The organism is Bacillus sp. SJZ110, from assembly GCF_006715455.1.
Taxonomy (GTDB): Bacteria; Bacillota; Bacilli; order Bacillales; family Bacillaceae; genus Bacillus; species Bacillus subtilis.
The window spans coordinates 118,225-142,826 of sequence record NZ_VFNF01000007.1 but is presented as its reverse complement, the minus strand read 5'-3'; the positions used below and the strand labels follow the sequence as shown (position 1 = coordinate 142,826).

At 41.5% G+C, this 24,602-nt stretch carries 29 protein-coding genes and 1 other RNA gene; 13 read left to right on the top strand and 17 right to left on the bottom strand.

The window, feature by feature from the left end; all coding sequences use genetic code 11:
* Window positions 1–8: 8 nt before the first annotated feature.
* The 5 genes from FB592_RS18640 to FB592_RS18620 all read right to left on the bottom strand — a co-directional run bounded on the left by FB592_RS18640 (window position 9) and on the right by FB592_RS18620 (window position 3,662).
* Window positions 9–752 (bottom strand): GNAT family N-acetyltransferase, encoded by a 744-nt coding sequence (locus tag FB592_RS18640; protein WP_021481454.1) that lies wholly within the window; start codon window positions 750–752, stop codon window positions 9–11.
* A 77-nt stretch (window positions 753–829) separates the two neighbouring features.
* On the bottom strand, window positions 830–1,405 hold the full coding sequence (locus FB592_RS18635) for a TetR/AcrR family transcriptional regulator (protein WP_029318048.1): 576 nt from the start codon (window positions 1,403–1,405) through the stop codon (window positions 830–832).
* 5 nt (window positions 1,406–1,410) lie between these two features.
* Window positions 1,411–2,112 (bottom strand): MBL fold metallo-hydrolase, encoded by a 702-nt coding sequence (locus FB592_RS18630; RefSeq protein ID WP_014480007.1) that lies wholly within the window; start codon window positions 2,110–2,112, stop codon window positions 1,411–1,413.
* Window positions 2,113–2,187: 75 nt separating this feature from the next.
* Window positions 2,188–2,670 carry a GyrI-like domain-containing protein gene (locus FB592_RS18625; RefSeq protein ID WP_014480008.1) on the bottom strand — a complete coding sequence of 161 codons (483 nt, stop codon included), beginning with the start codon at window positions 2,668–2,670 and terminating at the stop codon, window positions 2,188–2,190.
* A gap of 53 nt (window positions 2,671–2,723) precedes the next feature.
* Entirely contained in the window at window positions 2,724–3,662 is a 939-nt protein-coding gene (locus FB592_RS18620) for a helix-turn-helix transcriptional regulator (protein WP_038829954.1), read from the bottom strand.
* Window positions 3,663–3,867: 205 nt separating this feature from the next.
* On the opposite strand from FB592_RS18620, the gene csk22 reads away from it, so the two are divergent.
* Window positions 3,868–4,413 carry a mother cell-specific sporulation protein Csk22 gene (gene csk22 / locus FB592_RS18615; protein WP_014480010.1) on the top strand — a complete coding sequence of 182 codons (546 nt, stop codon included), beginning with the start codon at window positions 3,868–3,870 and terminating at the stop codon, window positions 4,411–4,413.
* 26 nt (window positions 4,414–4,439) lie between these two features.
* On the opposite strand, the gene czrA is transcribed toward csk22, so the two are convergent.
* A complete protein-coding gene (czrA, locus tag FB592_RS18610; protein WP_003231284.1) occupies window positions 4,440–4,763 on the bottom strand; it encodes a Zn(II)-responsive metalloregulatory transcriptional repressor CzrA in 324 nt (107 codons plus the stop codon).
* A 194-nt stretch (window positions 4,764–4,957) separates the two neighbouring features.
* On the opposite strand from czrA, the gene FB592_RS18605 reads away from it, so the two are divergent.
* Window positions 4,958–5,635, top strand: a complete 678-nt coding sequence (locus FB592_RS18605) for a lysozyme family protein (RefSeq protein ID WP_014480011.1) — start codon at window positions 4,958–4,960, stop codon at window positions 5,633–5,635.
* Between the two features lie 89 nt (window positions 5,636–5,724).
* On the opposite strand, the gene FB592_RS18600 is transcribed toward FB592_RS18605, so the two are convergent.
* Together FB592_RS18600 and FB592_RS18595 are read right to left on the bottom strand one after the other, a co-directional pair.
* Window positions 5,725–6,261 (bottom strand): DUF420 domain-containing protein, encoded by a 537-nt coding sequence (locus FB592_RS18600; RefSeq protein WP_003231280.1) that lies wholly within the window; start codon window positions 6,259–6,261, stop codon window positions 5,725–5,727.
* A 136-nt stretch (window positions 6,262–6,397) separates the two neighbouring features.
* The gene (locus FB592_RS18595) at window positions 6,398–7,180 is read right to left on the bottom strand and encodes a VLRF1 family aeRF1-type release factor (RefSeq protein WP_015251912.1); all 783 of its coding nucleotides are present in this window, start codon (window positions 7,178–7,180) and stop codon (window positions 6,398–6,400) included.
* 170 nt (window positions 7,181–7,350) lie between these two features.
* Between FB592_RS18595 and FB592_RS18590 the strand changes: the two genes are divergently transcribed.
* The 5 genes from FB592_RS18590 to desR all read left to right on the top strand — a co-directional run bounded on the left by FB592_RS18590 (window position 7,351) and on the right by desR (window position 11,959).
* Window positions 7,351–7,848, top strand: a complete 498-nt coding sequence (locus tag FB592_RS18590) for an N-acetyltransferase (protein ID WP_014477061.1) — start codon at window positions 7,351–7,353, stop codon at window positions 7,846–7,848.
* A gap of 63 nt (window positions 7,849–7,911) precedes the next feature.
* The gene (locus FB592_RS18585; RefSeq protein ID WP_014477062.1) at window positions 7,912–8,889 is read left to right on the top strand and encodes a S66 family peptidase; all 978 of its coding nucleotides are present in this window, start codon (window positions 7,912–7,914) and stop codon (window positions 8,887–8,889) included.
* A 161-nt stretch (window positions 8,890–9,050) separates the two neighbouring features.
* Window positions 9,051–10,109, top strand: a complete 1,059-nt coding sequence (desA, locus tag FB592_RS18580) for a Delta(5) desaturase DesA (RefSeq protein WP_004399588.1) — start codon at window positions 9,051–9,053, stop codon at window positions 10,107–10,109.
* A 119-nt stretch (window positions 10,110–10,228) separates the two neighbouring features.
* On the top strand, window positions 10,229–11,341 hold the full coding sequence (desK, locus tag FB592_RS18575) for a two-component sensor histidine kinase DesK (protein ID WP_014480016.1): 1,113 nt from the start codon (window positions 10,229–10,231) through the stop codon (window positions 11,339–11,341).
* Between the two features lie 18 nt (window positions 11,342–11,359).
* Window positions 11,360–11,959, top strand: coding sequence for a two-component system response regulator DesR (gene desR, locus FB592_RS18570; RefSeq protein WP_004399356.1), 600 nt, complete (start codon window positions 11,360–11,362; stop codon window positions 11,957–11,959).
* A 607-nt stretch (window positions 11,960–12,566) separates the two neighbouring features.
* Here desR and FB592_RS18565 read toward each other — a convergent pair.
* From FB592_RS18565 to FB592_RS18535, 6 genes are all read right to left on the bottom strand, one after another.
* Window positions 12,567–13,430, bottom strand: a complete 864-nt coding sequence (locus FB592_RS18565) for a LysM peptidoglycan-binding and 3D domain-containing protein (protein WP_021481459.1) — start codon at window positions 13,428–13,430, stop codon at window positions 12,567–12,569.
* A 247-nt stretch (window positions 13,431–13,677) separates the two neighbouring features.
* Window positions 13,678–15,453 carry a DNA helicase RecQ gene (recQ, locus tag FB592_RS18560; RefSeq protein WP_069837564.1) on the bottom strand — a complete coding sequence of 592 codons (1,776 nt, stop codon included), beginning with the start codon at window positions 15,451–15,453 and terminating at the stop codon, window positions 13,678–13,680.
* A 141-nt stretch (window positions 15,454–15,594) separates the two neighbouring features.
* Window positions 15,595–15,781, bottom strand: a non-coding RNA gene (gene ssrS / locus FB592_RS18555) — 6S RNA.
* Window positions 15,782–16,018: 237 nt separating this feature from the next.
* A complete protein-coding gene (azoJ, locus tag FB592_RS18545; protein WP_003231260.1) occupies window positions 16,019–16,645 on the bottom strand; it encodes an FMN-dependent NADH-azoreductase AzoJ in 627 nt (208 codons plus the stop codon).
* Window positions 16,646–16,796: 151 nt separating this feature from the next.
* A complete protein-coding gene (locus tag FB592_RS18540; RefSeq protein WP_076458017.1) occupies window positions 16,797–17,288 on the bottom strand; it encodes a TraR/DksA family transcriptional regulator in 492 nt (163 codons plus the stop codon).
* 74 nt (window positions 17,289–17,362) lie between these two features.
* Window positions 17,363–17,695 carry a hypothetical protein gene (locus FB592_RS18535; protein WP_072174099.1) on the bottom strand — a complete coding sequence of 111 codons (333 nt, stop codon included), beginning with the start codon at window positions 17,693–17,695 and terminating at the stop codon, window positions 17,363–17,365.
* A gap of 77 nt (window positions 17,696–17,772) precedes the next feature.
* Here FB592_RS18535 and FB592_RS18530 point away from each other — a divergent pair, with 77 nt between their 5' ends.
* Window positions 17,773–18,000 carry a hypothetical protein gene (locus tag FB592_RS18530; protein ID WP_077671345.1) on the top strand — a complete coding sequence of 76 codons (228 nt, stop codon included), beginning with the start codon at window positions 17,773–17,775 and terminating at the stop codon, window positions 17,998–18,000.
* Here FB592_RS18530 and yocM read toward each other — a convergent pair.
* On the bottom strand, window positions 17,987–18,463 hold the full coding sequence (gene yocM / locus FB592_RS18525) for a salt stress-responsive protein YocM (protein WP_141949965.1): 477 nt from the start codon (window positions 18,461–18,463) through the stop codon (window positions 17,987–17,989). The two genes, FB592_RS18530 and yocM, sit on opposite strands and share 14 nt — an antisense overlap.
* Window positions 18,464–18,529: 66 nt before the next feature.
* Here yocM and FB592_RS18520 point away from each other — a divergent pair, with 66 nt between their 5' ends.
* Window positions 18,530–18,793, top strand: coding sequence for a hypothetical protein (locus FB592_RS18520; RefSeq protein ID WP_004399338.1), 264 nt, complete (start codon window positions 18,530–18,532; stop codon window positions 18,791–18,793).
* Window positions 18,794–18,797: 4 nt separating this feature from the next.
* Window positions 18,798–19,031, top strand: coding sequence for a hypothetical protein (locus FB592_RS18515; RefSeq protein WP_003231251.1), 234 nt, complete (start codon window positions 18,798–18,800; stop codon window positions 19,029–19,031).
* Between the two features lie 93 nt (window positions 19,032–19,124).
* Here the strand turns inward: FB592_RS18515 and FB592_RS18510 are convergent, their stop codons facing one another.
* Entirely contained in the window at window positions 19,125–19,469 is a 345-nt protein-coding gene (locus FB592_RS18510; RefSeq protein ID WP_003220141.1) for a PH domain-containing protein, read from the bottom strand.
* 355 nt (window positions 19,470–19,824) lie between these two features.
* Entirely contained in the window at window positions 19,825–20,028 is a 204-nt protein-coding gene (locus tag FB592_RS18505; RefSeq protein WP_003231245.1) for a DUF6501 family protein, read from the bottom strand.
* Window positions 20,029–20,257: 229 nt separating this feature from the next.
* Between FB592_RS18505 and dhaS the strand changes: the two genes are divergently transcribed.
* The 3 genes from dhaS (at window position 20,258) to FB592_RS18490 (ending at window position 24,579) form a co-directional block, all read left to right on the top strand.
* A complete protein-coding gene (gene dhaS / locus FB592_RS18500) occupies window positions 20,258–21,745 on the top strand; it encodes an aldehyde dehydrogenase DhaS (protein ID WP_015714095.1) in 1,488 nt (495 codons plus the stop codon).
* 100 nt (window positions 21,746–21,845) lie between these two features.
* Window positions 21,846–23,744 (top strand): sporulenol synthase, encoded by a 1,899-nt coding sequence (gene sqhC, locus FB592_RS18495; protein ID WP_141949962.1) that lies wholly within the window; start codon window positions 21,846–21,848, stop codon window positions 23,742–23,744.
* Window positions 23,734–24,579, top strand: a complete 846-nt coding sequence (locus FB592_RS18490) for a superoxide dismutase (RefSeq protein WP_141949959.1) — start codon at window positions 23,734–23,736, stop codon at window positions 24,577–24,579. The genes sqhC and FB592_RS18490 overlap by 11 nt, the downstream gene beginning before the upstream one ends.
* Window positions 24,580–24,602: the final 23 nt, after the last annotated feature.

The following is a 24,602-nucleotide window of genomic DNA, read 5'->3' as shown; positions in this document are numbered from 1 at the left end:
TCCTTTGGTCATCTTTTAATCCGGTAATGGTGTTCCGATATAGGCGAAAATCCGATCTTTTCATATAAAGAAACTGCCGCCAGATTGTCTTTCATCACTTGTAAAAACATGCGTTCCGCTCCGTTGTTTTTTGCCCATTCAGTCAACACCCTGATCACTTGGGTTCCTGCCCCTTTTCCTCTGTGCTCCTCAGCTACAACGATATTACTAAGTCCGCCATAACCATCAATGACAGAAACCGTGCCAAGCGCTGTCAGGCTTTCTTTGTCATACATCTTGAAAAAAGTTTTACACGGCGGCATGCGTTCGAAAATGTGTTTGTAACCTTTGTGACGCTCGGGTGAAAACCCTTCTAATTGAATAAATTCATCTATCCAAACAGATGATGGCTCTTGTTCCCACTTGTATGTAAATCGGCTGTTGTCATTTGTTCGGCTCATAATTGACCGGCACAACGCTGTCATCTGGAAGCACTCGTCTACCTTTTCATAACGGCTGTCTGCCAATGCGTCATCAAGCCCTTTCGGTGATGCGTTGCTAATATGAAAACAAACAGGTAAGCCTAAACTTTGATAAAAAAGTTCAGCCTCTAGCTGAAAATCCCCTTCTGGCATATCCGCAGACGTCCATACGCTATTTGCCCTTTTGGTTACGCCAAAATTCGCTCTGAGAAGCCATTGCCCTATGCTTTTTTGAAAATAAGCCGGCCATGAAGCTGCCGCTAACCGTTCAATCTTGTGAATGTCATCCATTGCATAATGCCTCTCCCCTATGTATACTCCCTTGATATTATACAATATTCAGAAATATAAGACATCCATTTATTTGTTTACATAATATTTTTATTGTTTATTAATAATCCCGACAAAAATGTCCGAATTGAAAATGACAGGCTTTCTAAAATGTCCTCTTCACGTTCAAATGCTTCTTTTGCGATTAAAGCAGTAAAGCCATGCAGCAGGCTTCTAAGCCCCCTTGTCGCATGAATGGCAGTCTTTTCACTTGCATAGCCGTTTTCAATGAGCAGCTTCGTCACAAGACAGACAATTTGGTCAGAGACGATTTCCGTCCGTTTGTCCTGAACCTTAAGCAGAGCCGCTTCATAATATCCGGGATTTTCAATTGCAAAATCAACATATGCATGTGCTAAAGAAAGCATAGCGGAATCTCCCTTTCGTTCGGTTACGGAGTCCGCCATTTGATCAAAAAGCTTTGTCAGTCCTCTGACAGCAAGTTCTGTTCTGATCGCTTGCAGCCCGTTGATATGGTTATACAATGACGGGGGGCGCACATTCATTTTTTTAGAAAGTGCCGCAAGTGAGACACCATTTACCCCTTCCTGATCGGCAATCTCCGCTGCAGCGTCTACAATCATTTTTTGGGTCAAACCTATTCTCGGTGACATGCTCATCATCCTTTCTTTGCTTTTTGGATCGCCTGTCTCATCCGCTCTGCGGGTGATCTCAGGAAATTTCCATGTCCGACAGCGAGACAGGAAGGCGCCTTATCGGCGAGCAATTGTGCACTTTTGATGGCCTCCTCCTTATTCCATGTGGCGAAAGCGGGAAAAGGAAACGTCCATTTTATCTGACCTGATACAGCGATTCCTCCGCGCAACTGAAACGCATCTCCTGCTATTAAAGTGCCGTTTCTTGTATCAAGAAATGACATGCTGCCCGGTGTATGGCCCGGTGTTGGAATGGCAAGCAGAGAACCAATTGTTTCACCGCCCGTCAGCAGTTGGTGAGGCTTTGTTTGTATGTGTTTCGGAATACCTCCTTTTATAGGCGTCTGCGGCTCATCTTGCCGCAAGGATGTGTCACCTTGAAGCAAGAATGAATCCCGTTCCGAGATCATGACCTTTGCATGCGGAAATGTTTGTGCCAATGTATCCAGTGATCCGACATGGTCCCCATGTGCATGAGTCAGTAAAATATGCTGAAGCGGTTTTCCAAGCTGATTCACAGCTTGAATAATCCCTTTATAGCTGCCTGGCAGTGCGGCATCAATAAGGGTGACTTCGTTTTCTTCCTCTACTAAATAGCAATTAACCGGAAACAATGCTGGAAAAAAAGTCAGCTGCCAAACCGTTTGGTACTGAGTAATTCTCATCTTTTTACCCTCCTAACAAAAACTAATGGCGTTAGTTTTATTATTAACTAACACCATTAGTTTTTCAAGAGTTTATTATTTTTTTATCGCTACATAAATGTTAACTTGTGCTCGCTGTGGCACTGCGGCACTTTGATCATACATCTCAAAATCACCTGTAAACGTGCGCAGATGCCGCTTATCCCAAGTCCAAATTTCCTTCCACGTTTCAAGCACAATCTCTTCAATAGGACCGATTCTGGAAGTGAAAACGGCGTAAGCGGAAGCCGGCAAATCAATGTTTTCATATGGTCCCGGAAGAATGTCGTCGTATTCCTGAAACGTTCCGACTGAAAACGTATAAAACCCATTCGTCTCTTGTTCATAATTCGAATATAAGGCAATAATGCTCTTGTCTTTTTCAGCCTGTGATAAAAGAGCGCTCATATCCTGCTTCCAGAATTGGTCCCACAGTGCCGGAATCCTCCTTTCTTCCGTCATTTCCAGTGCGTTGCTTGTCCGTTGTGACAGTCCGGCAAATCGTTTCCGGTCTAAGTGTGTTATATGTGAAAAGCCCATACGATCTCCTCCTTTTTTTAAGATTATAGACAAAGAAACCTGACAGCAGTGTGTCAGGTTTCATATATTTTTTGCATGTGATGAATGGTTTCTTTTACTCTATCCCGTATATGAAGAGGCTGCAGAACCTCAATATCCTTTCCGAACTGGAGCAAAAAACCGATCAGCCATTGATCTTCTGGAAGTGAAATCACTGCCCGGCAGATTTCATCTTCCTCACAGTGAAGGACATCATATCCGAACCATTCACCTATACGCTGACGTGCTGCCGGCTGAACAAGAATAACCAATTCAGTTAAACGGCCCTTCTGGTACCAATTCTTATCCCATGGCAAAGTGTCCAGCTGAATGTCTTTTCTGATAAAGGTCTGATGTAAGATAGCCAGATCTTTCATCCGGTTTAGTTTAAAAAAACGAAAATCATTTCTTACCAGGCAGTAGGCATATAAATACCAGTGCCCCGCCTTGCAAACCAATGTATAAGGTTCAGTTTCACGAAGAAGTGTTTCCCCGCTTGCGCTTGTATATGTAAAAGATATCGTTGACAACCGATCGATGGCAGCGCTGATTTTCTCGCGCAGCGTCTTTTGATCCTCAGTATGGCCCCAAGCCGTCATGTCAATAAACCATTTTTCTGTTTGGTGCTTAAATGCTTGAGCAGATTGCTCAGGTATAAGGTGTTTGATTTTTTGATAGGCTGTGCTGTGAGAAACGGGTTCATACATAGATGAAACGCTCTGCAAAGCGGAAGCAATTGCAAACAATTCCTCCTCCTTCAGCCACTCTCTTTCAAGCCGATACGTTTCCATGATGCCAATTCCGCCCCCGGAACCCTGTGAGGTCACAATCGGAATACCAGCCCTATTGATCGTCTCAATATCACGGTAAATTGTTCTGACAGATACTTCAAACAGCTCAGCAAGCTCTGCAGCCTGCACTTGTTTTTTGCTGATCAATAACACAACCATCGCTAACAAACGTTCCAGTTTCATTCTGCGCACCTTTTCTTCTTGTATTTTCCAACAAAACAATCATAACATTTTGATAAAGCTTGGGCATATCTATTATGCGGCGGAATACACCTTGCATATGCTATGAAAACAGGGGTTTCCCCTTCTTTTTTGTGTTCAGTATTTATTTCAGCTACTATTTCTGACCGGATAAGCATACACTTCTCAACGGAGGGGATTTCACATCATGCATCTTACACTTCAGAGCGTTTATCCTGCCATGATCATCATCTTTTTTCTGTATAAAAAAATTAAAAGGTCCATCGGATACCAGCCGCTGAAGCCCCGCTGGCTGTTCACCCGTATCATTCTTTTCTCGCTGTTTGCTTTTGGCCTTTCAATCTTCAGCGCCATTCACCCTTTTTTATATGGATATCTCATTTTGGGCATTCTTGGCGGATGGCTCCTTGTCTTTTTCGCTAAGAAAAACATCTCCTTTGAAAAACGCAGAGGAAAGATCTATTTTCGGACTCATATTTGGGTAGAGGTGATTCTCTTAACTTTATTTCTATCAAGATTTCTGTATCGAGTGACGGAGCTTTATCTTACCTCACCTGATCTAAACAGCCTTGGATCATACAGTCAGTCAATCGGAACGGACCCTCTGACAATTGGCGTCTGTTTTCTGATAGCCGTTTATTATATCGGTTTTTCTTCTTTTGTCATCAAGCTCAGCAGAAACGAACTCGAACAGCACGAATACAATAAAGAAAAAGACATCCTTGCCCGCTAACAGCGAGTTAAGCAAGGATGTCTTTTTCAATCATGCTGTGTATGATGGATCATTTGCTGAAGAACATCTAAAACATGTTCATCCTCCGGAGAGTAATAAATCGATGTTCCTTCTCTGCGCGATTTGACAAGCCGAAGATTTTTCAAAAATCTAAGCTGGTGGGACACGGTGGATTGCAGTAAATTCAGCTTTTCTGCAATTCCGTTTACAGCATGTTCTCCCTGGGACAATAAATGGAGAATCCTGATTCGGGTTGGATCAGAAAGCGCTTTGAATGTTTGCGCGACTAGAAACAGCGTCTCCTCGTCCAGATCAGCAGCCGATTGTTCCGTTTCTCTAAATTCAGTCATATGGTATCACCTTTCTTTATTCATAGTTTTATCTTATAACAAATGCGCTTGAGTGCAAACCAGCCTGCTTGTATTCCATTTCAATCTCATAGTTTAAATTTATGTTTCAAATCAGGTTTTTACTTGGTCTGATATACCGTCTTATGTCATAATAAAAAAGGTCATACTGCTCCAAACATTGAGGGTGAAACACAGTGAAGAAAAAGAGAAAAGGCTGTTTCGCTGCTGCGGGTTTTATGATGATTTTTGTCTTTGTCATCGCCTCTTTTTTATTGGTCCTGCTTTTTTTCAACCGGGATTTAGTCAAAAAACTTCCGATCGATACAAAAACGATTGTTTTGGAACGTTTAACCGATTACAAACCCTTGGTGGAAGAAGAGCTTGAAAGCCAAGGACTCTCTAATTATACATCACTCATATTAGGCATGATGTATCAGGAGTCAAAAGGAAAAGGCAATGATCCCATGCAGTCCTCTGAATCTCTGGGGTTAAAACGCAATGAGATAACAGACCCTCAACTCAGTGTTAAACAAGGCATCAAGCAATTTACCCTCATGTACAAGACCGGTAAGGAAAAAGGCGTGGATTTGGATACCATTATTCAAAGCTACAACATGGGGGCAGGTTACATTGATTTTGTAGCTGAACATGGAGGAACGCATACTGAGGAATTGGCAAAACAATACTCCGAGCAGCAAGTCAAAAAAAATCCTGATCTGTATACTTGCGGGGGAAATGCGAAAAATTTCCGCTATCCGTATTGCTACGGTGATTATACGTATGCAGAAAAAGTAAAAGAAAAAACAAAAACTGTTGAAGAATCTTTGCAGGTTGCAACACTTGAAACCATGGAATCCAAGGCTCATGAATAAGAGTCTATCAATTTACTGACAAAAGCCCAAAAATGAATTTGGGCTTTTGCCATGTTTACACGTAAAAAAAGCCATACTGAGTATGGCTTTTAATAATACGGTGAAATCATCAAATATACAATAACGCCTGTAAGGCTTACATACAGCCATAGAGGCATTGTCCATCTCGCAATTTTTTTGTGGCGCTCTACCTGCATGCTGAAGCCTCTGATCAGCGTAAACAGCGCAAGCGGCACAATGATTGCAGAAAGGCAGATATGTGTAATTAAAATAAAGAAATAAATCGGGCGCATAATACCTTCTCCGCCATAGAGCGTGTTTTCCGCAATCGAGTGGTACGTCACATAGCAAATCAAAAATAGTAATGTTGTTGTGAATGCGGCCAAAATAAAGCGTTTGTGAGCTTTGATATTTTTCTGTTTAATCATAATCAGCGCGGCCAATAAGAAGATAAACGTAAAGCTGTTGAATATCGCATTCAGCATTGGCAAAATGTGAATATTCGCATGGCTGAACTGATCTAATTTAGGCATAAAAAACAGCACTGCGATTAAACCGTTAATCAGAACTGTCAGCGTAAGGACAATCCCCGTGTAATTTTTCGGTTTATTTTCTGTTTGGTTCATTTGGTGACCTCTCCTAATTTGTACTGGCTATCCAAATCGTATGCAAATTCAAAGAAGATGTCAACGGTTTCGATTGCTTCGTCAGAAATTAGACACACTTCAAAGGCCGGAGGCTATTAGCCCCGGCCTGTTAGGTTTACGCCTCTTTTATCAAATGTTCAATGACCTTATGTTCATTTTCATTCAGCAGGTTCTTTTGAATTTTCGAATGAATGGGTTTATTCATATGCTGATCCAAGATATCGGCCGTTTCTTTATCCCCGGCAATAACCATTCGTTCCCATCTTTTCGCGGCAGCTTTTTGATCAAGGCTGGCAGCCAGCCGCTTATACAGTCTCGATTGGTTCTCTGTTACATGTTCCCTCATCCGGTTCTCTTCAAATGGTGGCGCTTTGTCTACAGCGGAATGGCTATTCTTCCAAGACTCATTGATCATATCATACTCATAACGCTCCACCGCCTCAATTTTTCCTAAAACAGTTTCAATAATTTTCACTTCATGCTGCTGAGTTAAAATAAACGCCGTACTTGGGTATGCCTGGCGCAAACCCTTCAGCTGATCCAGGACAGCTGTTTCTTCCCAGTAAAATCTTGTATCTACAGGGACTTGAAGCTTAATAGGTTCCCATATGCCGCTGTCGGAAACAAAAAACACGAGACTGCGGGGCATGTCTTTTCCCATTGCATTCAAGTATTGATTCATTTTAGCCCTGATTCCATCCAGACACTTTTCCTCCTCTGGATCACTAGCTGCCAAATACTCTTTTAATCGGCTGAATCCTGACTTTAGGGCAATCTTCCATTCTCCCCCCTGCTGCTCTGGATCTCTCATGTCTGTATTGAGATACAGAGAGAGAATTTTATCCGGCGGTTCCAATTGGACATACTGTAATTTGTTAATCAATGAATCAATCGCCATTCCGATTCCTCCTTTTTCACAGGTTAGTTTTCTTTTTCCTCTCTTAAAAACGATCAAACCTGACTTTCCGCTAATTTCTAGTAATAATGGAATTGTTGTTTACAATACGCCTCTCTTCTAATACAATTGGTAACTGTGTTTCTAAGCTGATTTTTGAAAGGAGTTTGATCTTGTTTACTATTAAAGAAAAAAATCGTCAAGAGCTTGAAGAAGAACTAAATGATTTAGAATTTCAAATTTATCGCATGCAGGAGAATATGAAGGATTTATCTAAAGATGCCAAAGTGCTTGGTATTGATCAATCGAAACATGATGAGTGGATGATTGTTTCCTCGATTGATGATGGCCAAACATGCAAAATTATGCTAACTGATTGTAAAACGGCATACCGAGGAAAAGGCTGTTTTTCACTTGTAGCGTCTTACAAGGACGATGCCATTCATATAGGGGACATCAAAGGCCCTCCGAATCACGGGTTTGGCTCCATTTGCATGAAATATTTAAAAGATATTGCAAGAGACCACAATATACCGAAAGTCACCGGAGACATCGCCAAACGGGATTGGAATCATGTAGACCGGCTGATTCACTTTTATGAAAAACATCAATTCAAAGTATGTATCGATCATGATACCCAATCCGGCAGCATTAAGTGGGTTGATTTGTAAAAAAGTCTGGAAGAAAGAGCCAAGATATGCTGTAATGGTATAAAACCATTGATGGAGGGTTCTATGTACGCCTCAAAACTGAAAAAGGGAGACGAAATCCGGATCGTGTCTCCCGCGACCAGCATGTCTATATTATCAAATGAAGCAAAAATCCAAGCAAAAACGGCGTTAGAACGCTTAGGTTATCGGGTAACCATCGCTGAACACGCAAATGAATGTAACGAATTTGATTCATCCTCTATCGAGTCAAGAGTCCATGATCTGCACGCTGCCTTTTTTGATCCAGGCGTCAAAGCGATTTTAACGACACTCGGAGGGTTTAATTCAAATCAGCTGCTGCGTTATCTTGATTACGAGAAAATCAAACGACATCCAAAAATTCTGTGCGGCTATTCCGATATAACCGCTCTTTGCAACGCTATTTATCAAAAAACGGGTCTTGTTACGTATTCAGGTCCCCACTTCTCAACATTTGCAATGAAAAAAGGGCTTGATTATACACAAGAGTATTTTCTTTCTTGCTGCGCTTCAGACGATCCGTTTGAAATTCTTCCTTCAAGTGAGTGGAGCGATGATCGCTGGTTTTTGGATCAAGAAAACAGGCGTTTTTATCCTAATAACGGCCCTGTAGTAATCCAAGAAGGTTATGCGGAAGGCACTTTAATTGGCGGAAACTTATGCACGCTTAATTTGCTGCAGGGTACGGAGTATTTTCCTGAAACAGAACATACTATTTTATTGATTGAAGATGATTATATGTCAGACATCCACATGTTTGACCGCGATCTGCAATCACTCATCCACCTCCCCGCTTTTTCACATGTAAAGGCGATTTTGATCGGCAGATTTCAGAAAGCATCGAACGTATCAATGGATCTTGTAAAAGCCATGATCGAAACAAAAAAAGAATTATCCGGCATCCCGATCATCGCAAATATAAATGCCGGACATACCTCGCCAATTGCCACGTTCCCTATAGGAGGAACATGCAGGATTGAAGCTATTTCGGGTACATCACGCATATGGATTGATAAACATTAATCAGCTTGTAAATTTTTTTACAAGCTTTTTTAGCGCAATCGGTTATGCATGCCGCACGAGACATGACAAATGTCATATAGGAGGCATGATGTGTGCTACTACAAAAGACTTCTCTCATTAGCGTATACTGAACCGAGACACACAATGAGAGGATACTTACTATGACTGAACAAACCATTGCACATAAACAAAAACAGCTGACAAAGCAAGTTGCTGCATTTGCTCAGCCTGAAACAAAAAACAGCCTGATTCAGCTTTTAAACACGTTTATCCCATTCTTCGGCCTATGGTTTCTTGCTTATCTCAGCCTCGATGTCTCCTATCTTCTTACGTTAGCATTAACGGTGATTGCCGCAGGTTTTCTGACAAGAATTTTTATCATCTTCCATGACTGCTGCCATCAATCTTTTTTCAAACAAAAACGCTATAACCACATTCTCGGTTTTCTGACAGGTGTCCTGACTTTATTCCCGTATCTTCAATGGCAGCACAGCCATTCGATTCATCATGCGACTAGCAGCAATCTGGATAAACGCGGAACAGGAGACATCTGGATGTTAACAGTAAACGAATATAAAGCTGCATCCAGACGAACAAAGCTTGCATACAGACTTTATAGAAACCCGTTTATCATGTTTATTCTCGGACCGATTTATGTTTTTCTGATTACGAACCGTTTTAACAAAAAAGGCGCAAGACGCAAGGAACGTGTAAACACATACCTTACGAATCTGGCAATTGTCGCGTTGGCTGCTGCTTGCTGTCTGATCTTTGGCTGGCAATCGTTTTTACTGGTGCAAGGCCCGATATTTCTGATTTCAGGTTCAATCGGTGTTTGGCTGTTTTATGTGCAGCATACCTTTGAAGATTCTTATTTTGAAGCGGATGAAAACTGGAGCTACGTTCAGGCTGCTGTTGAAGGCAGTTCATTTTATAAACTCCCGAAACTGCTTCAATGGCTAACAGGCAATATTGGTTACCACCACGTTCATCATTTGAGTCCAAAGGTGCCTAACTATAAGCTTGAAGTTGCTCATGAACATCACGAACCATTAAAAAACGTACCGACAATCACCTTAAAAACAAGCCTGCAATCACTTGCGTTCCGTCTATGGGATGAAGATAACAAACAGTTTGTGTCATTTCGGGCTATAAAACATATACCTGTAAGCCTTCCGCCTGATTCACCAGAAAAACAGAAGCTGCGGAAGAATGCCTGATGATAAAGGAGGTCTTCTAATATACTAGAAGGCTTCCTTTTTATTGTTGGAGGGTGCATTCTGGCTTTCACAATGATAAAGTTACAAGTAAGATGAAAAGCTGAAAATGAGGTAAGATCATGATTAAAAATCATTTTACATTTCAAAAACTAAACGGGATTACGCCCTATATATGGACGATATTTTTCATCCTCCCCTTCTACTTTATATGGAAATCATCATCTACATTTGTTATTATTGTCGGCATCATTTTGACGCTTTTATTTTTTTCGGTATATCGATTTGCTTTTGTCTCAAAAGGCTGGACCATTTATTTGTGGGGATTTTTATTAATTGGCATTTCAACCGCTTCCATTACCCTGTTCAGTTATATTTATTTTGCTTTTTTTATCGCGTATTTTATTGGAAACATTAAGGAACGCGTCCCTTTTCATATTTTATATTATGTCCATTTAATTAGCGCAGCCGTCGCAGCCAATTTCAGTCTCGTATTAAAAAAGGAATTCTTTCTGACACAAATTCCTTTTGTCGTCATTACCCTCATCAGCGCAATTTTATTGCCCTTTAGTATAAGAAGCCGCAAGGAGCGCGAACGGCTTGAAGAAAAGCTCGAGGATGCAAATGAACGGATTGCAGAACTGGTAAAATTAGAAGAACGTCAGCGAATTGCCCGCGATCTCCATGATACGCTTGGGCAAAAGCTTTCTCTTATCGGTTTAAAAAGCGACTTAGCAAGAAAATTGATATACAAAGATCCCGAACAAGCAGCTCGTGAACTGAAAAGTGTTCAGCAAACAGCGCGAACTTCTTTAAATGAAGTAAGAAAAATCGTTTCCTCTATGAAGGGCATACGGCTCAAGGATGAATTGATCAACATCAAACAAATTCTCGAAGCAGCTGACATTATGTTTATCTATGAAGAAGAGAAATGGCCCGAAAATATCTCATTGCTGAATGAAAACATTTTGAGCATGTGCTTAAAGGAAGCTGTCACAAATGTCGTCAAACACAGCCAGGCTAAAACTTGCCGAGTTGACATTCAGCAGCTCTGGAAGGAAGTTGTGATAACAGTGTCTGACGATGGAACATTCAAAGGAGAAGAAAATTCCTTTTCAAAAGGACATGGCTTACTCGGGATGAGAGAACGGCTTGAGTTTGCAAATGGAAGCCTTCACATCAATACCGAAAACGGAACCAAGCTTACCATGGCAATTCCTAATAATTCAAAATAAACATAAAGGATGGCTTATATGATTAGTATATTTATTGCAGAAGATCAGCAAATGCTGCTGGGCGCTTTAGGATCACTTCTAAACCTCGAAGACGATATGGAAGTCGTAGGCAAAGGTACAACCGGCCAAGATGCTGTTGATTTTGTCAAAAAACGCCAGCCTGATGTATGTATTATGGACATTGAAATGCCCGGAAAAACAGGGCTTGAAGCTGCTGAGGAGCTAAAAGATACAGGCTGCAAAATTATCATCTTAACCACTTTCGCCAGACCCGGTTACTTTCAGAGAGCTATTAAAGCTGGCGTTAAAGGCTATTTGTTAAAAGACAGTCCGAGTGAAGAGCTGGCCAACGCCATCCGTAGCGTCATGAACGGAAAACGCATCTATGCACCTGAGCTGATGGAGGACTTATACAGCGAAGCTAACCCTCTTACAGATAGAGAAAAAGAAGTGCTTGAACTTGTGGCTGACGGTAAAAACACAAAAGAAATCGCTCAGGAACTCAGCATCAAAAGCGGGACGGTGCGGAATTATATCTCAATGATTCTAGAAAAGCTTGAAGTGAAAAATCGAATTGAAGCCATTACCCGGTCAAAGGAAAAAGGCTGGTTTAAATAAAAAAGGATCTTGGCATCTGCCAGGATCCTTTTTTTAACCTGAAATTCCCGTTTGAGAACCTCGCCGCAACCAGAAGAATTAAACTGATCCATATCCTCGCTCCTATGCCCGCTGAACGATTGCTTGGTTAACAGCCCAATAAAAGACTGGATTGAATGATATCCCTGTTAAAATGGTCGGCCATTGCACATCAGCAGAATTTCTGATATTGATTATATTGTATTTTCAGTATGACAAAGTTGTGCCACTTCGCTCCCGAAGCTGCCATGCCCAACTGCAAGAGCCTAATAACACAATAAAAAACCGTCTGAAATCAATCCGATTCCGTCAATGGCATCTGCTACATCCAACTGCTTATTATCTGCCAAAAAAGATACAACACCAGCTCGTTTCGCTGATCAAAGATAGTAACAACCAGCTATAAATGTCATGATGCCGAATGTCTCTGTAATGTGGAATCAATCTTTTAACCCGAGAGCCCCTGAATCGCACATAAAGAGAAAAACGGGACCACTTTCTTTTATCAGCATATGATATAAACAGCTCTAAGCAGAACGAAAAAAAGACACAAGCCAAAAGCTCATGTCTTTTACCACAATCTATATTATTAGTTTAAGATTTTAACATTTACAGTTTTGACGCCCCAATTAGATGCATCACTTTTACTTGGTACAAATACGTCGATTTTATTTCCTTTAATAGCGCCGCCAGTGTCTCCTGCTGTTGCTTCCCCGTAGCCTTCAACATAGACTTTAGAACCTAGCGGAATCACATTAGGATCAACCGCAATAACTTTCGCGTTCGGGTTCTTATTTAAGTCAATGCCTGTAGCTGTAACGCCGGAAATGCCGCCGTCGTTAGCAGTGTAAGCAGTAGCAGTAACTGTTAGTTCTTTTGAAGCCTCTTGATTATTTGTATTTGATTGAACAGCCTTCTCTTCTGTGTTAACAGAAGTTTCTGCCTCAGCTTTTGTTTCTTGTTTAGGTTGCTGTTGTACAGCTTCTTGTTTAGGTTGCTCCTTTTGCACAGCCTCTTGTTTTGGCGCAGCTTGAGGTGCGTTTGTTTGCGCATTCTCAGTAGCTGTGTTTGCTGCTGTTGCCTGACCTTTTACTGAAAGAGTTGATCCAGCATAGATCATGTCAGAGCTTAAGTTATTCCAAACTTTCAGGTTGTTGACTGACGTTCCGAATTTTTGAGCAATCTTAGAAAGCGTATCTCCCGCTTTAATTGTATATTGCCCAGTCGTGGTTGTTTCTTCTGAAGAAATGGTCAGTTTTTCTCCTGCAATGATTTTATCAGAAGTTAACTTGTTCCATTCTTTTAAGTCCTTTAGGTTCACTCCATTTTTCTGAGAGATTCCCCAGAGCGTATCACCCTTTTGCACCGTAATTTCTTTTGCAGAAGCGTGAGCTCCGAATGCAGTTGTTGAAAGTGCAGCAACTGCCACAAAGGACATAATCGTCTTCTTCATAAGTAAATCCTCCCTTGTTAGCTTTTTATTGGCGGCTAACAGGTGATATCGTAACACACGTAAATGTCAAATCAATAACAAAAAGATATGATTTAGATTACAGTTCCTTTACATGAAGGATTTCTCTCTGATGGAAAGACTTGCTGAACCCTTGATATAATAGGCTTCGCAGGTCTTTTTATTTTGAGGCGAAACAGAGAAAATAAAATGTGTTTTTTATAGAAAAAAAGATTGTTTTTCTGTTTTTTTAGTCTGTCATCCTTGCATAAGCTTGTATTTCTTGTAAAAAAAGCCGGCCGTATTTTGCTCTTTTTTGTTCTCCGACTCCTTTTATAGACAAAAGTTCATCATCATTTACGGGCTGTTTTCCTGACATTTCTTTTAACGTTTGGTCAGAGAAAACAACAAATGGCGGAACACCCTGCTCAGCCGCAATTTCTTTCCGAACCATGCGCAATCGTTCAAATAGCTCGTCATTTTCAGTAATCGCTGCCGCTTTTAACGCTTCTTTTCTCGCTACTGATAATTCTCCTTTCAGCACATTCCTTCCTTTACTGCTGACAAAAAGAGTCGGAAACGTTCCGTCTGACATCCTGATGAAGTCGTCAGAAATAAGAAATTCGATAAAATCGCTGATTTCGCCAACGGATTGGTGTTTTAATATCCCGTATGTTGAAAGGTCTGAAAAGCCGTTTTCAAGAACTTTTTTATTTTTGGAGCCGGCAAGCACCTGGGCAACCATCGTCTTGCCAAACCGTTCTTTCATGCGAATGATACAAGATAAGACCATTTGCGCCTCCCGCGTCACGTCATGGGCCGCTCTTGTATCGGTACAGTTTCCGCACTGTCCGCACGCATCAGGCTCCTTTTCTCCGAAATACATAAGGATAAAACGCTGCAGACAATCTTCGGTATGACAGTAGTCGACCATTTGTCTCAGCTTTTTTAAATCCTGCTTTTGTTTCTCTTCATGTTCTGATTGCTCAATTAAGAAGCGCTGCACCATAATATCCTGCGGTGAAAACAGGAGAACACATTCACTGGCAAGGCCGTCCCGTCCAGCTCGTCCTGCCTCTTGATAATAGCTTTCCATATCTTTCGGAATTTGTGCATGCAGAACAAATCTAATATTTGATTTATCAATACCCATTCCAAAAGCAGAGGTTGCCACCATCACTTGAAGCTCATCATTAAGAAACCTTTCCTGCTGCTCTTTTCTCTCATCATCAGCCAAACCTCCATGATACCGGCCTGCCCTGACCTGATTTCGTTTCAATCTCTCATATATCCGATCAGCTTCTTTTCTGGTCGCTGTATAGACAATTCCTGCTTCATGCCTGTTGTTTTGCACATATTCGTCTATAAACCGATCTTTATTTTCTCCTTTTACTACTTTAAAGGTTAAATTCTCTCGGGAAAATCCGGTATATACCGTGTTTTCTTTTTGAATATGCAGCTGTTTGCAAATATCATCATGAACCTCGGGTGTGGCTGTTGCTGTTAACGCCATGATGACTGGCTTGTCGTGTAATTCACGGAACAAGATTTCAATATTCCTGTAGCTTGGCCTGAAATCATGGCCCCATTGAGAAATACAGTGCGCCTCGTCTATTGCGACCAAAGGAACATCTATGCCCTGCAAAATCCGGATAAACTCTGTGGACGTTAGTCGCTCTGGTGTAATGTAAAAAAGCTTATAAGCCCCTTCTTTGAGTCCGTTCAGCCTCTCATATATTTCCTGATTGGATTGTGTGCTGTTAATGTAGGCGGCGTTAATCCCCGCTTCTTCTAATGCATCAACTTGATCCTTCATCAAGGAAATCAACGGTGATATGACGATCGTCGTCCCTTCAAACATTAATGCCGGAATTTGATAGCAAATCGATTTGCCGCCTCCCGTCGGCATAATGCAGGCCGTATTTTGCCTCGCTTCCGTCACCAAGCGGATCGCTTCATCTTGGCCGCTCCGAAACTTCTCATAACCAAAATAATGAGCCAGAAGGGATTGGGCTCTATGTAACATAACGTGTAAACCTCGCTTTTCCTTGAATTTCTCCCATCATATCATAAAAAAGCGGCCTTCATTTCATTCACACAAAAATGGAATATTCACTATACCAAACCTTTTTAGATAAAATAAAAAGCCATTTCCGAAAAGGAAATGGCTTTCGCTACGTCTTGCCGTATGCAAGTAAGAAAGTTTTAAACCACCACTCCTCAAAGTGGGTGTTTGCAGAAACGTTCCTGTCGTCCTCTGCAATGGAGGCATGACATTCCGGCTTCGATATAAAACTCCCTATTACAGCTTAAAGGTTAAAACTTAATTAACAATACGCACAAAGTAGCTTCTTTAATATAGTACACCATCAGGCGCTTTTAATCAAGAGGTCTGAACAATTGTTTAGAAAAACTTTTTCCAGTGAATAAAACTGCTTTTTCTCCAAAATACCTGACAATTCGACAAACAAAAAATATATTACAATAAAAAAAAACAGCCTTTTTCGCTAAAAGCGAATGATTATTTTCTTCTATATTAATGTGTATATACAAAAAGACTCCTATTTGTAACGATAGGAGTCTTGGCTTTATTAGAATTTTGCAGCAAGATCTTTTGCTTCTTGTAAACCTTTTTCAACGATTTCTTGCGCTTGATCAGGTGCTGCGTTATGTCCTTCGATGACAACTGTGTGCAAGTCTTGAACACCCCAGAAACCAAGAACTGTTTTCATGAAGTTTAATGACATTTCAAGTGCAGCCATTGGTCCTTCTGAGTAGACACCGCCGCGTGCGTTAAGAAGCGCAACTTTTTTGCCGCCCATTAAACCGACTGGTCCTTCTTGTGTGTATTTGAATGTAACGCCTGCGCGAGACAGATAATCAACATAAGTATGAAGCACTGCTGGCACTGTGAAGTTCCAAAGCGGGAATGCGAAAACAACTTTGTCAGCTTTTACAAACTGGTTCAGATATTTGTCAGCAATTGCTGCTTGTTTTTTCTCATCTTCTGTCATTTCCATTCCTTGACCTGCTTTAAATGTTCCGTTAATCATATCTCTGCCAAGGTAAGGAAGGTTTTCCTTATGAAGATCTAATTCAACCACTTCATCATTAGGGTTGTTTTCTTTATAAGCAGCTAAGAAAGCTTCGTAAAGTTTAGTTGAAACGCCTTCTTCAGCTGTACGGTCGCTTGATTTTACAAATAAAACTGTAGACATCTGTATTCCTCCCGGTAAACTTTTTATATTTACTTACAAATAGTATGTTACTTTCTTTTTTACGCAAAGTCAATCACTTTATTTTGAATATGAGATTTTTTTTCAAAAAAAAAGCAAGTACATCTAATATCGGTGTACTTGCTTGGCATTTTTACTTCGAATCTTGTTCACGATCCAAGATTTCATACGTCTGCGAGCTTTTTTGATCAATTGTTTCTTTGTTGGATAAGTCTTTTACCTGTTCATGAAACTCTCTTTCATAAGAAGGAGCATCTGTCTCCAGATCATCCTCCACATCAGCTTGGGCCTCAACTGTCATTCTTGCATAAGGAACAGCTTCAAGTCTTTCGTAAGGAATCTCTTGGCCGGTTTTTTCACACACGCCGTAAGTTCCGTCTTTCATCTTTTGTAATGCACGGTTGACCTCCTCTAACAGCTCCCGGTCAATCTCTTTCACTGTTTGGTCTGTCATCCGGTCTGTGACGAGCGTCCCGTGGTCTGCCATATGGTTGTCAACCCCGTTGGAAAGCTCCCCCACTTCTTCCGTCATTGATTCTGTTTCCTTCCTCTCGCCAGACAATTCTTTTTGCATATCGAGCAATTTATGATAGAGATGCTGTGTTTGTTCTTTTGTCAGTGCCATGTATATCCTCTCCTTTCTATCCTGTTTCCCGTTTTGCCTTCTGTCAAACATGGAAACATCGATGGAAAGATGAGCTACTGCCTTTTTGAACGGATCGTGACCGCTGGCGTCGATGGTGCTTCGGGTTTTCGTTGGCACTTTTTGTCCTTCTCTTCTGGCGGTATATAATAGGTTGCGCCTATATTTAATCTGCCGCTCAGTTCATCAATGGTCAGCTCGCCGAATTCAAGATGATAGTCAATTTTTTCGACATTCAGCGTTTCAATATGTATATAGGTTTCTTCAGACTCCTGTTTGCTGCTTTGTTTTTGTTTCTCAATCACTGAGAGTCTTTCTTCATATTCACGCAGTTTGTCAAGTTCTGGTTTCAAGCAATGCCTGATCAGCGATCGGAACATTTTTTTCATGACATCACGACCCTTTGCATACTCCTCTTTCGTCTACATATATAATGAGGTATATCCCATAGAAAGGAGAGGTTTTCATGCTTCCGACTAACATCAATATTTCTCATCTCAAGACTAACTCGATAGGCACCGGCTCATCCCTTACCTTTGGTTCTGCGGAGTTAAGGAACAGGCGCTCTGCTATCAAAAGAAATAACGGTTTTGGGGAACAAAATGCAGATGTTATTGTCATGGTCATTCCGATTGAATCAATTGATGACCGTGATGGGGCAGATGCACTCGGTATGAAAATCAATCATCAATAACAATGGTTTTCGCTTGACCTTCGTCTTTTTGAATAGTGATGTATAGGATTCCGTCTTTAAAAATGGCATTCATCTTTCCATGAAGATGATCGGAAAGCGGAATTTTCTTTTCAAAACTTCCGTATCTCCCTTCTTTTTGGCGAAAGTCCTGTTCATTAAAATAGGAAAAGCGCTGCCCCTTCACCACTAAATAATCTCCGTACGATAATATGTGAACGTCTTGTTTACGGTAGCCTGGAAGATAAATTAAAAATTGTACTTCCGTAACGGTATCTACAATATCCATGCTCGGAAATGAAGCATCTCCTTTCCCTCGCTGATCTTGCTGCGCAAACGGAAACGGAGATTGGCCACTTGTCATAAAAGGGGTTTTTTGGTCTTCATCAAATACCTGTTTCCAAAAGTCACCGCCGTACATCTGCTGTGCGAATTCCATCCACTGCTTCATCTTTTCGAAATCCATTTGAAGCCCCCTGTCTTAACATACTTTATAACCGCCAGCATACAACTATAGAAAGGAGGTTTGCCTGTGGTTCAACCAACTCCGTATATCAATATTAATATTTTCATGCTGAAAATTAATTCCTTTGAAAATGCTTCAGCGGTTAACGTAGGACAAAATTTATTGGCAGAATGGCAAAATTCTGATAAAAAAAATCAAGGCTACGGACAGAATTTTGGAGATGCGAGCGGATTTATGGGCACGAGAAGCCATGTGGATGACAGAGACCAAATTGATTCTCCGGCCTCTTTTGAAAGTGAAGCGGTTAACTCCTCAATCAAAAGGAAGTGATGAGATGTTCTTTTCTCCCTCCGTCGTGAATGTCGGCGGATTTAAAATCAATACAATGGACCGTGGTTCCTCTTTAACACTCGGTCCGTATCAGCAGGTCGATTACTTTTTATCAGCTAAAATAAATCAAGGGTTTGGAGAAGAAAATGGCGACTTTACTCCTCTTGTCGTACCGATTTCAAATGTATTAGATGCAGATCTTGTTGATTCGAACTCAGCGAAAAACAGTGTGGTGTAATAAGTAATAAGAACAGGGCGCACATGCCCTGTTCTTGTTTTTATATATAAAAAAAAGCCTAACCATTTTTTGAACGGCTGGCTCATCAAATATTCAGCTGCACAAATGCTTTGTCAGCACCGCCTGAACCTCGCTTAAATCGGTGTCTTTCGCAAATTCTAATTCGAACGTTTTGCTTCTTGTCATCAATAAAAGCCCAGTGTCCGGATCAAACATTCCCGCTTCTTGAATGGCAAAGCTTTCAATTGTTTTATATGGAAGAAATACACGAACCTTCTTTTTAGAAAACATTTTATTGTCAAAGAAAATGATCCGCTTATTTGTAAAGCAAATTTGGTCCACTCGGAGCTTATAAATCGATTCTATTCTTTCCCCTTCAACGAGCAAAGCCTCAAGCTTCTTTGCGTCCGTTGATCTGCTAACAGAAAAAATACCCAATGAAGAACCCCTCTTTCTGCATTTATCTATTTGTTTTATCATTCACTACATAAAAATAAGTCCTTTATCCCTATATAAGAATACGACATAGAAGACATTTAAACCATTACGAACAGATTACATTTTTCAAATTTTTGATTTGTTTTTTGGCTTTTAAGCTGTTGTCATCAAGTAATACGCACATATAGAGAAAAAAGTTTCAATATTCAGCAATGTTTTTATAAAAAAGTGGTTTTTAATGATTTTTTATTCTTGTTTTATATTTCCTGTTTTAACCACAAAAAAACCGCAGCTGAGCTGCGGTTTTGTGGATCGACCACTTTTAACAAAATATTCCTGATTATTCAAGGAAGCATTACATCTCTTCGAAGTATTCTTTATAATAGCCGCCGACTTTATTCGTATTGTCGACCACAAAGAGAAACTCCTCTGTTTCATTTTTTACTTCATATTCTTTTCCCGGCGTTAAAACGCGGTTTACGATATATTTTTTTGCGTTTGTCTGCACACACTTTACTTTTTTAATTGTTTCTTTTTCAAGCCAATTTTTATGAATCATGATGAAATCTCCTTTTCTTATCTATAAGCTTATTGTAGCTTTTTTCTTTTGTAAATTGCAATATCGGTTATTCATTGATTTTGCCTTGATTTCTATTATAGAATGTTTGTATACGCTTACGTTTGAAGCAACTATCACAGCTTATTTCTGCTATTCAATCCAGGAATCAATGTGCTATCACCAAGAATCTCAGAACAGACCATAAAAAATGACTGGAGGTTTGTTACGGATGAGTTCTTTAACGATGCAAGTGACGAAAAGGCTGGAGACATTTTTACAGGGAACAAAGAAGCTTTATATTGACGGAAAGTTTGTTCCGAGTGCCTCAGGGGCAACCTTTGACACTCCAAACCCGGCGACCGGCGAAACCTTGATGACGCTGTATGAAGCCCAGGCTGCGGATGTGGACAAAGCGGTTAAAGCTGCCCGGAAAGCCTTTGACCAAGGTGAATGGAGAACAATGTCTCCAGCTTCGAGAAGCAGACTGATGTATAAGCTGGCGGACTTAATGGAAGAGCATAAAACTGAGCTTGCTCAGCTTGAAACACTTGATAATGGGAAACCGATCAATGAAACGACTAATGGAGATATTCCGCTGGCTATTGAGCATATGCGCTATTACGCCGGCTGGTGTACAAAAATAACAGGACAGACGATTCCGGTTTCCGGCGCTTATTTTAATTATACGCGTCATGAGCCTGTCGGTGTCGTCGGCCAGATCATTCCATGGAATTTCCCGCTCCTGATGGCGATGTGGAAAATGGGCGCGGCACTTGCAACAGGCTGTACAATCGTCCTCAAACCGGCTGAACAAACACCGCTTTCAGCTCTTTATTTGGCAGAATTAATTGATCAAGCCGGTTTCCCTGCCGGTGTAATTAACATCATCCCAGGATTCGGTGAAGATGCCGGAGAAGCTCTGACGAACCACGAAGCGGTTGATAAAATTGCCTTTACCGGTTCCACTGAAATCGGAAAGAAAATCATGTCCACCGCAGCGAAAAGCATTAAGCGTGTTACATTGGAGCTGGGCGGAAAATCACCTAATATTCTTCTGCCGGATGCGAATTTGAAAAAAGCCATCCCGGGCGCTTTAAACGGTGTGATGTTTAACCAGGGCCAAGTCTGCTGTGCGGGCTCACGTGTCTTCATTCATAAAGACCAATATGATGAAGTTGTTGATGAAATGGCGTCCTATGCTGAGTCACTCCGCCAAGGAGCGGGACTTCATAAAGATACTCAAATCGGGCCTCTCGTAAGCAAGGAACAGCATGAGCGCGTTCTTTCCTATATTCAAAAAGGAAAAGATGAAGGAGCAAAAGCAGTGACCGGCGGAAGCTGTCCTTTTGAAGCAGGATATTTTGTCGCACCGACTGTGTTTGCGAATGTTGAAGACGAAATGACCATCGCAAAAGAAGAAATTTTCGGACCTGTGCTGACTGCAATTCCGTACGAAACTGTCGATGAAGTTATTGAACGGGCAAACCATTCAGAATATGGGCTTGCGGCCGGACTATGGACAGAGAACGTCAAGCAGGCTCACTATATCGCGGACCGACTTCAAGCCGGAACCGTTTGGGTGAACTGCTATAATGTGTTTGACGCGGCGTCTCCATTTGGCGGTTATAAACAGTCAGGACTCGGACGAGAAATGGGATCATATGCCTTGGATAATTACACAGAAGTCAAAAGTGTATGGATAAACCTTGAAGACTAACATGTATTTTTAAAAAACTGCTGCCTGCCAGCAGTTTTTTTCTTTCTGTAATGGCAGTAAAAGACGCTGAATATATATGCTTCTGAAGGAGTTGAGCGTGATGGGCACACTTCAGGAGAAAGTGAGGCGTTTTCAAAAGAAAACCATTACCGAGTTAAGAGACAGGCAAAATGCTGATGGTTCATGGACATTTTGCTTTGAAGGACCAATCTTGACAAATTCCTTTTTTATTTTGCTCCTTACCTCACTAGATGAAGGCGAAAATGAAAAAGAACTGATATCATCCCTTGCAGCCGGCATTCATGCAAAACAGCAGCCAGACGGCACATTTATCAACTATCCCGATGAAACGTGCGGAAATCTAACGGCTACCGTCCAAGGATATGTCGGGATGCTGGCTTCAGGATGTTTTCACAGATCTGAGCCACACATGAAGAAAGCTGAACAATTTATCATCTCACATGGCGGTTTGAGACATGTTCATTTTATGACAAAATGGATGCTTGCCGCGAACGGGCTTTATCCTTGGCCTGCTTTGTATTTACCATTATCACTCATGGCGCTCCCCCCAACATTGCCGATTCATTTCTATCAGTTCAGCTCATATGCCCGTATTCATTTTGCTCCTATGGCTGTAACACTCAATCAGCGATTTGTCCTTATTAACCGCAATATTTCATCTCTTCACCATCTCGATCCGCACATGACAAAAAATCCTTTCACTTGGCTTCGGTCTGATGCTTTCGAAGAAAGAGATCTCACGTCTATTTTGTCACATTGGAAACGCGTTTTTCATGCACCATTTGCTTTTCAGCAGCTGGGCCTACAGACAGCCAAAACGTATATGCTGGACCGGATTGAAAAAGATGGAACATTATACAGCTATGCGAGCGCAACCATATTTATGGTTTACAGCCTTCTGTCACTTGGTGTGTCACGCTATTCCCCTGTTATCAGGAGGGCGATTACCGGCATTAAATCACTGGTGACTAAATGCAACGGGATTCCTTATCTGGAAAACTCTACATCAACTGTTTGGGATACAGCTCTAATCAGCTATGCCCTTCAAAAAAATGGTGTGACCGAAACGGATGGCTCTGTTACAAAAGCAGCCGACTTTTTGCTAGAACGCCAGCATACCAAAATAGCAGATTGGTCTGTCAAAAATCCAAATTCAGTTCCTGGCGGCTGGGGGTTTTCAAACATTAATACAAATAACCCTGACTGTGACGACACTGCAGCCGTTTTAAAAGCGATTCCCCGCAATCATTCTCCTGCAGCATGGGAGCGAGGGGTATCTTGGCTTTTATCGATGCAAAACAATGACGGCGGATTTTCTGCTTTCGAAAAAAACGTGAACCACCCACTGATCCGCCTTCTGCCGCTTGAATCCGCCGAGGACGCTGCAGTTGACCCTTCAACCGCCGACCTCACCGGACGTGTACTGCACTTTTTAGGCGAGAAAGTTGGCTTCACAGAAAAACATCAACATATTCAACGCGCAGTGAAGTGGCTTTTCGAACATCAGGAACAAAATGGGTCTTGGTACGGCAGATGGGGTGTTTGCTACATTTACGGCACTTGGGCTGCCCTTACTGGTATGTATGCATGCGGGGTTGACCGAAAGCATCCCGGTATACAAAAGGCTCTGCGTTGGCTCAAATCCATACAAAATGATGACGGAAGCTGGGGAGAATCCTGCAAAAGCGCCGAAATCAAAACATATGTACCGCTTCATAGAGGAACCATTGTACAAACGGCCTGGGCTTTAGACGCTTTGCTCACATATGAAAATTCCGAACATCCGTCTGTTGTGAAAGGCATGCAATACCTTACCGACAGCAGTTCGCATAGCGCCGAAAGCCTCGCGTATCCAGCAGGGATCGGATTGCCGATACAATTTTATATTCGCTATCACAGTTATCCATATGTATTCTCTTTGCTGGCTGTCGGGAAATATTTAGATTCTATTGAAAAGGAGACAGCAAATGAAACGTGAATCTTATCAAACGGAGATGTTCAATTGGTGTGAAGCCCTGAAAGATCAGATTCAAAAGCGAGGACAGCTTGACCAGTTTGAAGATCAAATCGACAAGATGATTGAGGCTCTGGAAGATGACCAAACAACAGAAGAAGATTGGTATAAACAGGCCGCTGCCCTTTATCGGGATATTACAGAATCAGATGATACAAGTGAAAGACGCGCTTATGTCCCTATAGGGAAACACGTGCTGCCAAAGCTTCCTTACAAATACTCCGCCTTAGAACCTTATATTTCACGCGATATTATGGTCCTTCATCATACAAAACATCATCAAAGCTATGTCGATGGCCTGAACAAGGCAGAATCAGAGCTTAAAAAAGCGAGAGCGACAAAGAATTATGACTTAATCACTCATTGGGAAAGAGAGCTTGCGTTCCATGGAGCAGGCCATTATTTGCACAGTATTTTTTGGTTTTCTATGCATCCAAACGGAAAACGGCGTCCTACAGGGGCATTGTTCCAAATGATAGACCTTTCATTTGGAAGCTATTCCGCTTTTAAAGAACATTTTACCCAGGCCGCTAAAAAAGTGGAAGGCGTCGGTTGGGCCATTCTGGTCTGGGCACCTCGATCAGGACGGCTGGAGATTTTAACGGCAGAAAAACACCAGCTCTTTAGCCAATGGGATGTGATCCCCCTTTTACCGCTTGACGTATGGGAGCATGCCTACTATTTGCAATATAAAAATGACCGGGCCAGCTATGTCGACCACTGGTGGAATGTCGTGGATTGGCGCGAGGCAGAAAAACGTTTTGAGCAGGCAAAAAAAGTCGTTTGGAAGCTCTATTAAAAAAAGCCCCCTTTCCTCGGGGG

Coding starts and splice junctions, on each gene's coding strand:
- FB592_RS18640 (WP_021481454.1), bottom strand. CDS start 752: ATGGATGACATTCACAAGATTGAACGGTTAGCGGCAGCTTCATGGCCG.
- FB592_RS18635 (WP_029318048.1), bottom strand. CDS start 1,405: ATGTCACCGAGAATAGGTTTGACCCAAAAAATGATTGTAGACGCTGCA.
- FB592_RS18630 (WP_014480007.1), bottom strand. CDS start 2,112: ATGAGAATTACTCAGTACCAAACGGTTTGGCAGCTGACTTTTTTTCCA.
- FB592_RS18625 (WP_014480008.1), bottom strand. CDS start 2,670: ATGGGCTTTTCACATATAACACACTTAGACCGGAAACGATTTGCCGGA.
- FB592_RS18620 (WP_038829954.1), bottom strand. CDS start 3,662: ATGAAACTGGAACGTTTGTTAGCGATGGTTGTGTTATTGATCAGCAAA.
- csk22 (WP_014480010.1), top strand. CDS start 3,868: ATGCATCTTACACTTCAGAGCGTTTATCCTGCCATGATCATCATCTTT.
- czrA (WP_003231284.1), bottom strand. CDS start 4,763: ATGACTGAATTTAGAGAAACGGAACAATCGGCTGCTGATCTGGACGAG.
- FB592_RS18600 (WP_003231280.1), bottom strand. CDS start 6,261: ATGAACCAAACAGAAAATAAACCGAAAAATTACACGGGGATTGTCCTT.
- FB592_RS18595 (WP_015251912.1), bottom strand. CDS start 7,180: ATGGCGATTGATTCATTGATTAACAAATTACAGTATGTCCAATTGGAA.
- FB592_RS18585 (WP_014477062.1), top strand. CDS start 7,912: ATGTACGCCTCAAAACTGAAAAAGGGAGACGAAATCCGGATCGTGTCT.
- desA (WP_004399588.1), top strand. CDS start 9,051: ATGACTGAACAAACCATTGCACATAAACAAAAACAGCTGACAAAGCAA.
- desK (WP_014480016.1), top strand. CDS start 10,229: ATGATTAAAAATCATTTTACATTTCAAAAACTAAACGGGATTACGCCC.
- desR (WP_004399356.1), top strand. CDS start 11,360: ATGATTAGTATATTTATTGCAGAAGATCAGCAAATGCTGCTGGGCGCT.
- FB592_RS18565 (WP_021481459.1), bottom strand. CDS start 13,430: ATGAAGAAGACGATTATGTCCTTTGTGGCAGTTGCTGCACTTTCAACA.
- recQ (WP_069837564.1), bottom strand. CDS start 15,453: ATGTTACATAGAGCCCAATCCCTTCTGGCTCATTATTTTGGTTATGAG.
- azoJ (WP_003231260.1), bottom strand. CDS start 16,645: ATGTCTACAGTTTTATTTGTAAAATCAAGCGACCGTACAGCTGAAGAA.
- FB592_RS18540 (WP_076458017.1), bottom strand. CDS start 17,288: ATGGCACTGACAAAAGAACAAACACAGCATCTCTATCATAAATTGCTC.
- FB592_RS18535 (WP_072174099.1), bottom strand. CDS start 17,695: ATGAAAAAAATGTTCCGATCGCTGATCAGGCATTGCTTGAAACCAGAA.
- FB592_RS18530 (WP_077671345.1), top strand. CDS start 17,773: ATGCTTCCGACTAACATCAATATTTCTCATCTCAAGACTAACTCGATA.
- yocM (WP_141949965.1), bottom strand. CDS start 18,463: ATGGATTTCGAAAAGATGAAGCAGTGGATGGAATTCGCACAGCAGATG.
- FB592_RS18515 (WP_003231251.1), top strand. CDS start 18,798: ATGTTCTTTTCTCCCTCCGTCGTGAATGTCGGCGGATTTAAAATCAAT.
- FB592_RS18505 (WP_003231245.1), bottom strand. CDS start 20,028: ATGATTCATAAAAATTGGCTTGAAAAAGAAACAATTAAAAAAGTAAAG.
- dhaS (WP_015714095.1), top strand. CDS start 20,258: ATGAGTTCTTTAACGATGCAAGTGACGAAAAGGCTGGAGACATTTTTA.
- sqhC (WP_141949962.1), top strand. CDS start 21,846: ATGGGCACACTTCAGGAGAAAGTGAGGCGTTTTCAAAAGAAAACCATT.
- FB592_RS18490 (WP_141949959.1), top strand. CDS start 23,734: ATGAAACGTGAATCTTATCAAACGGAGATGTTCAATTGGTGTGAAGCC.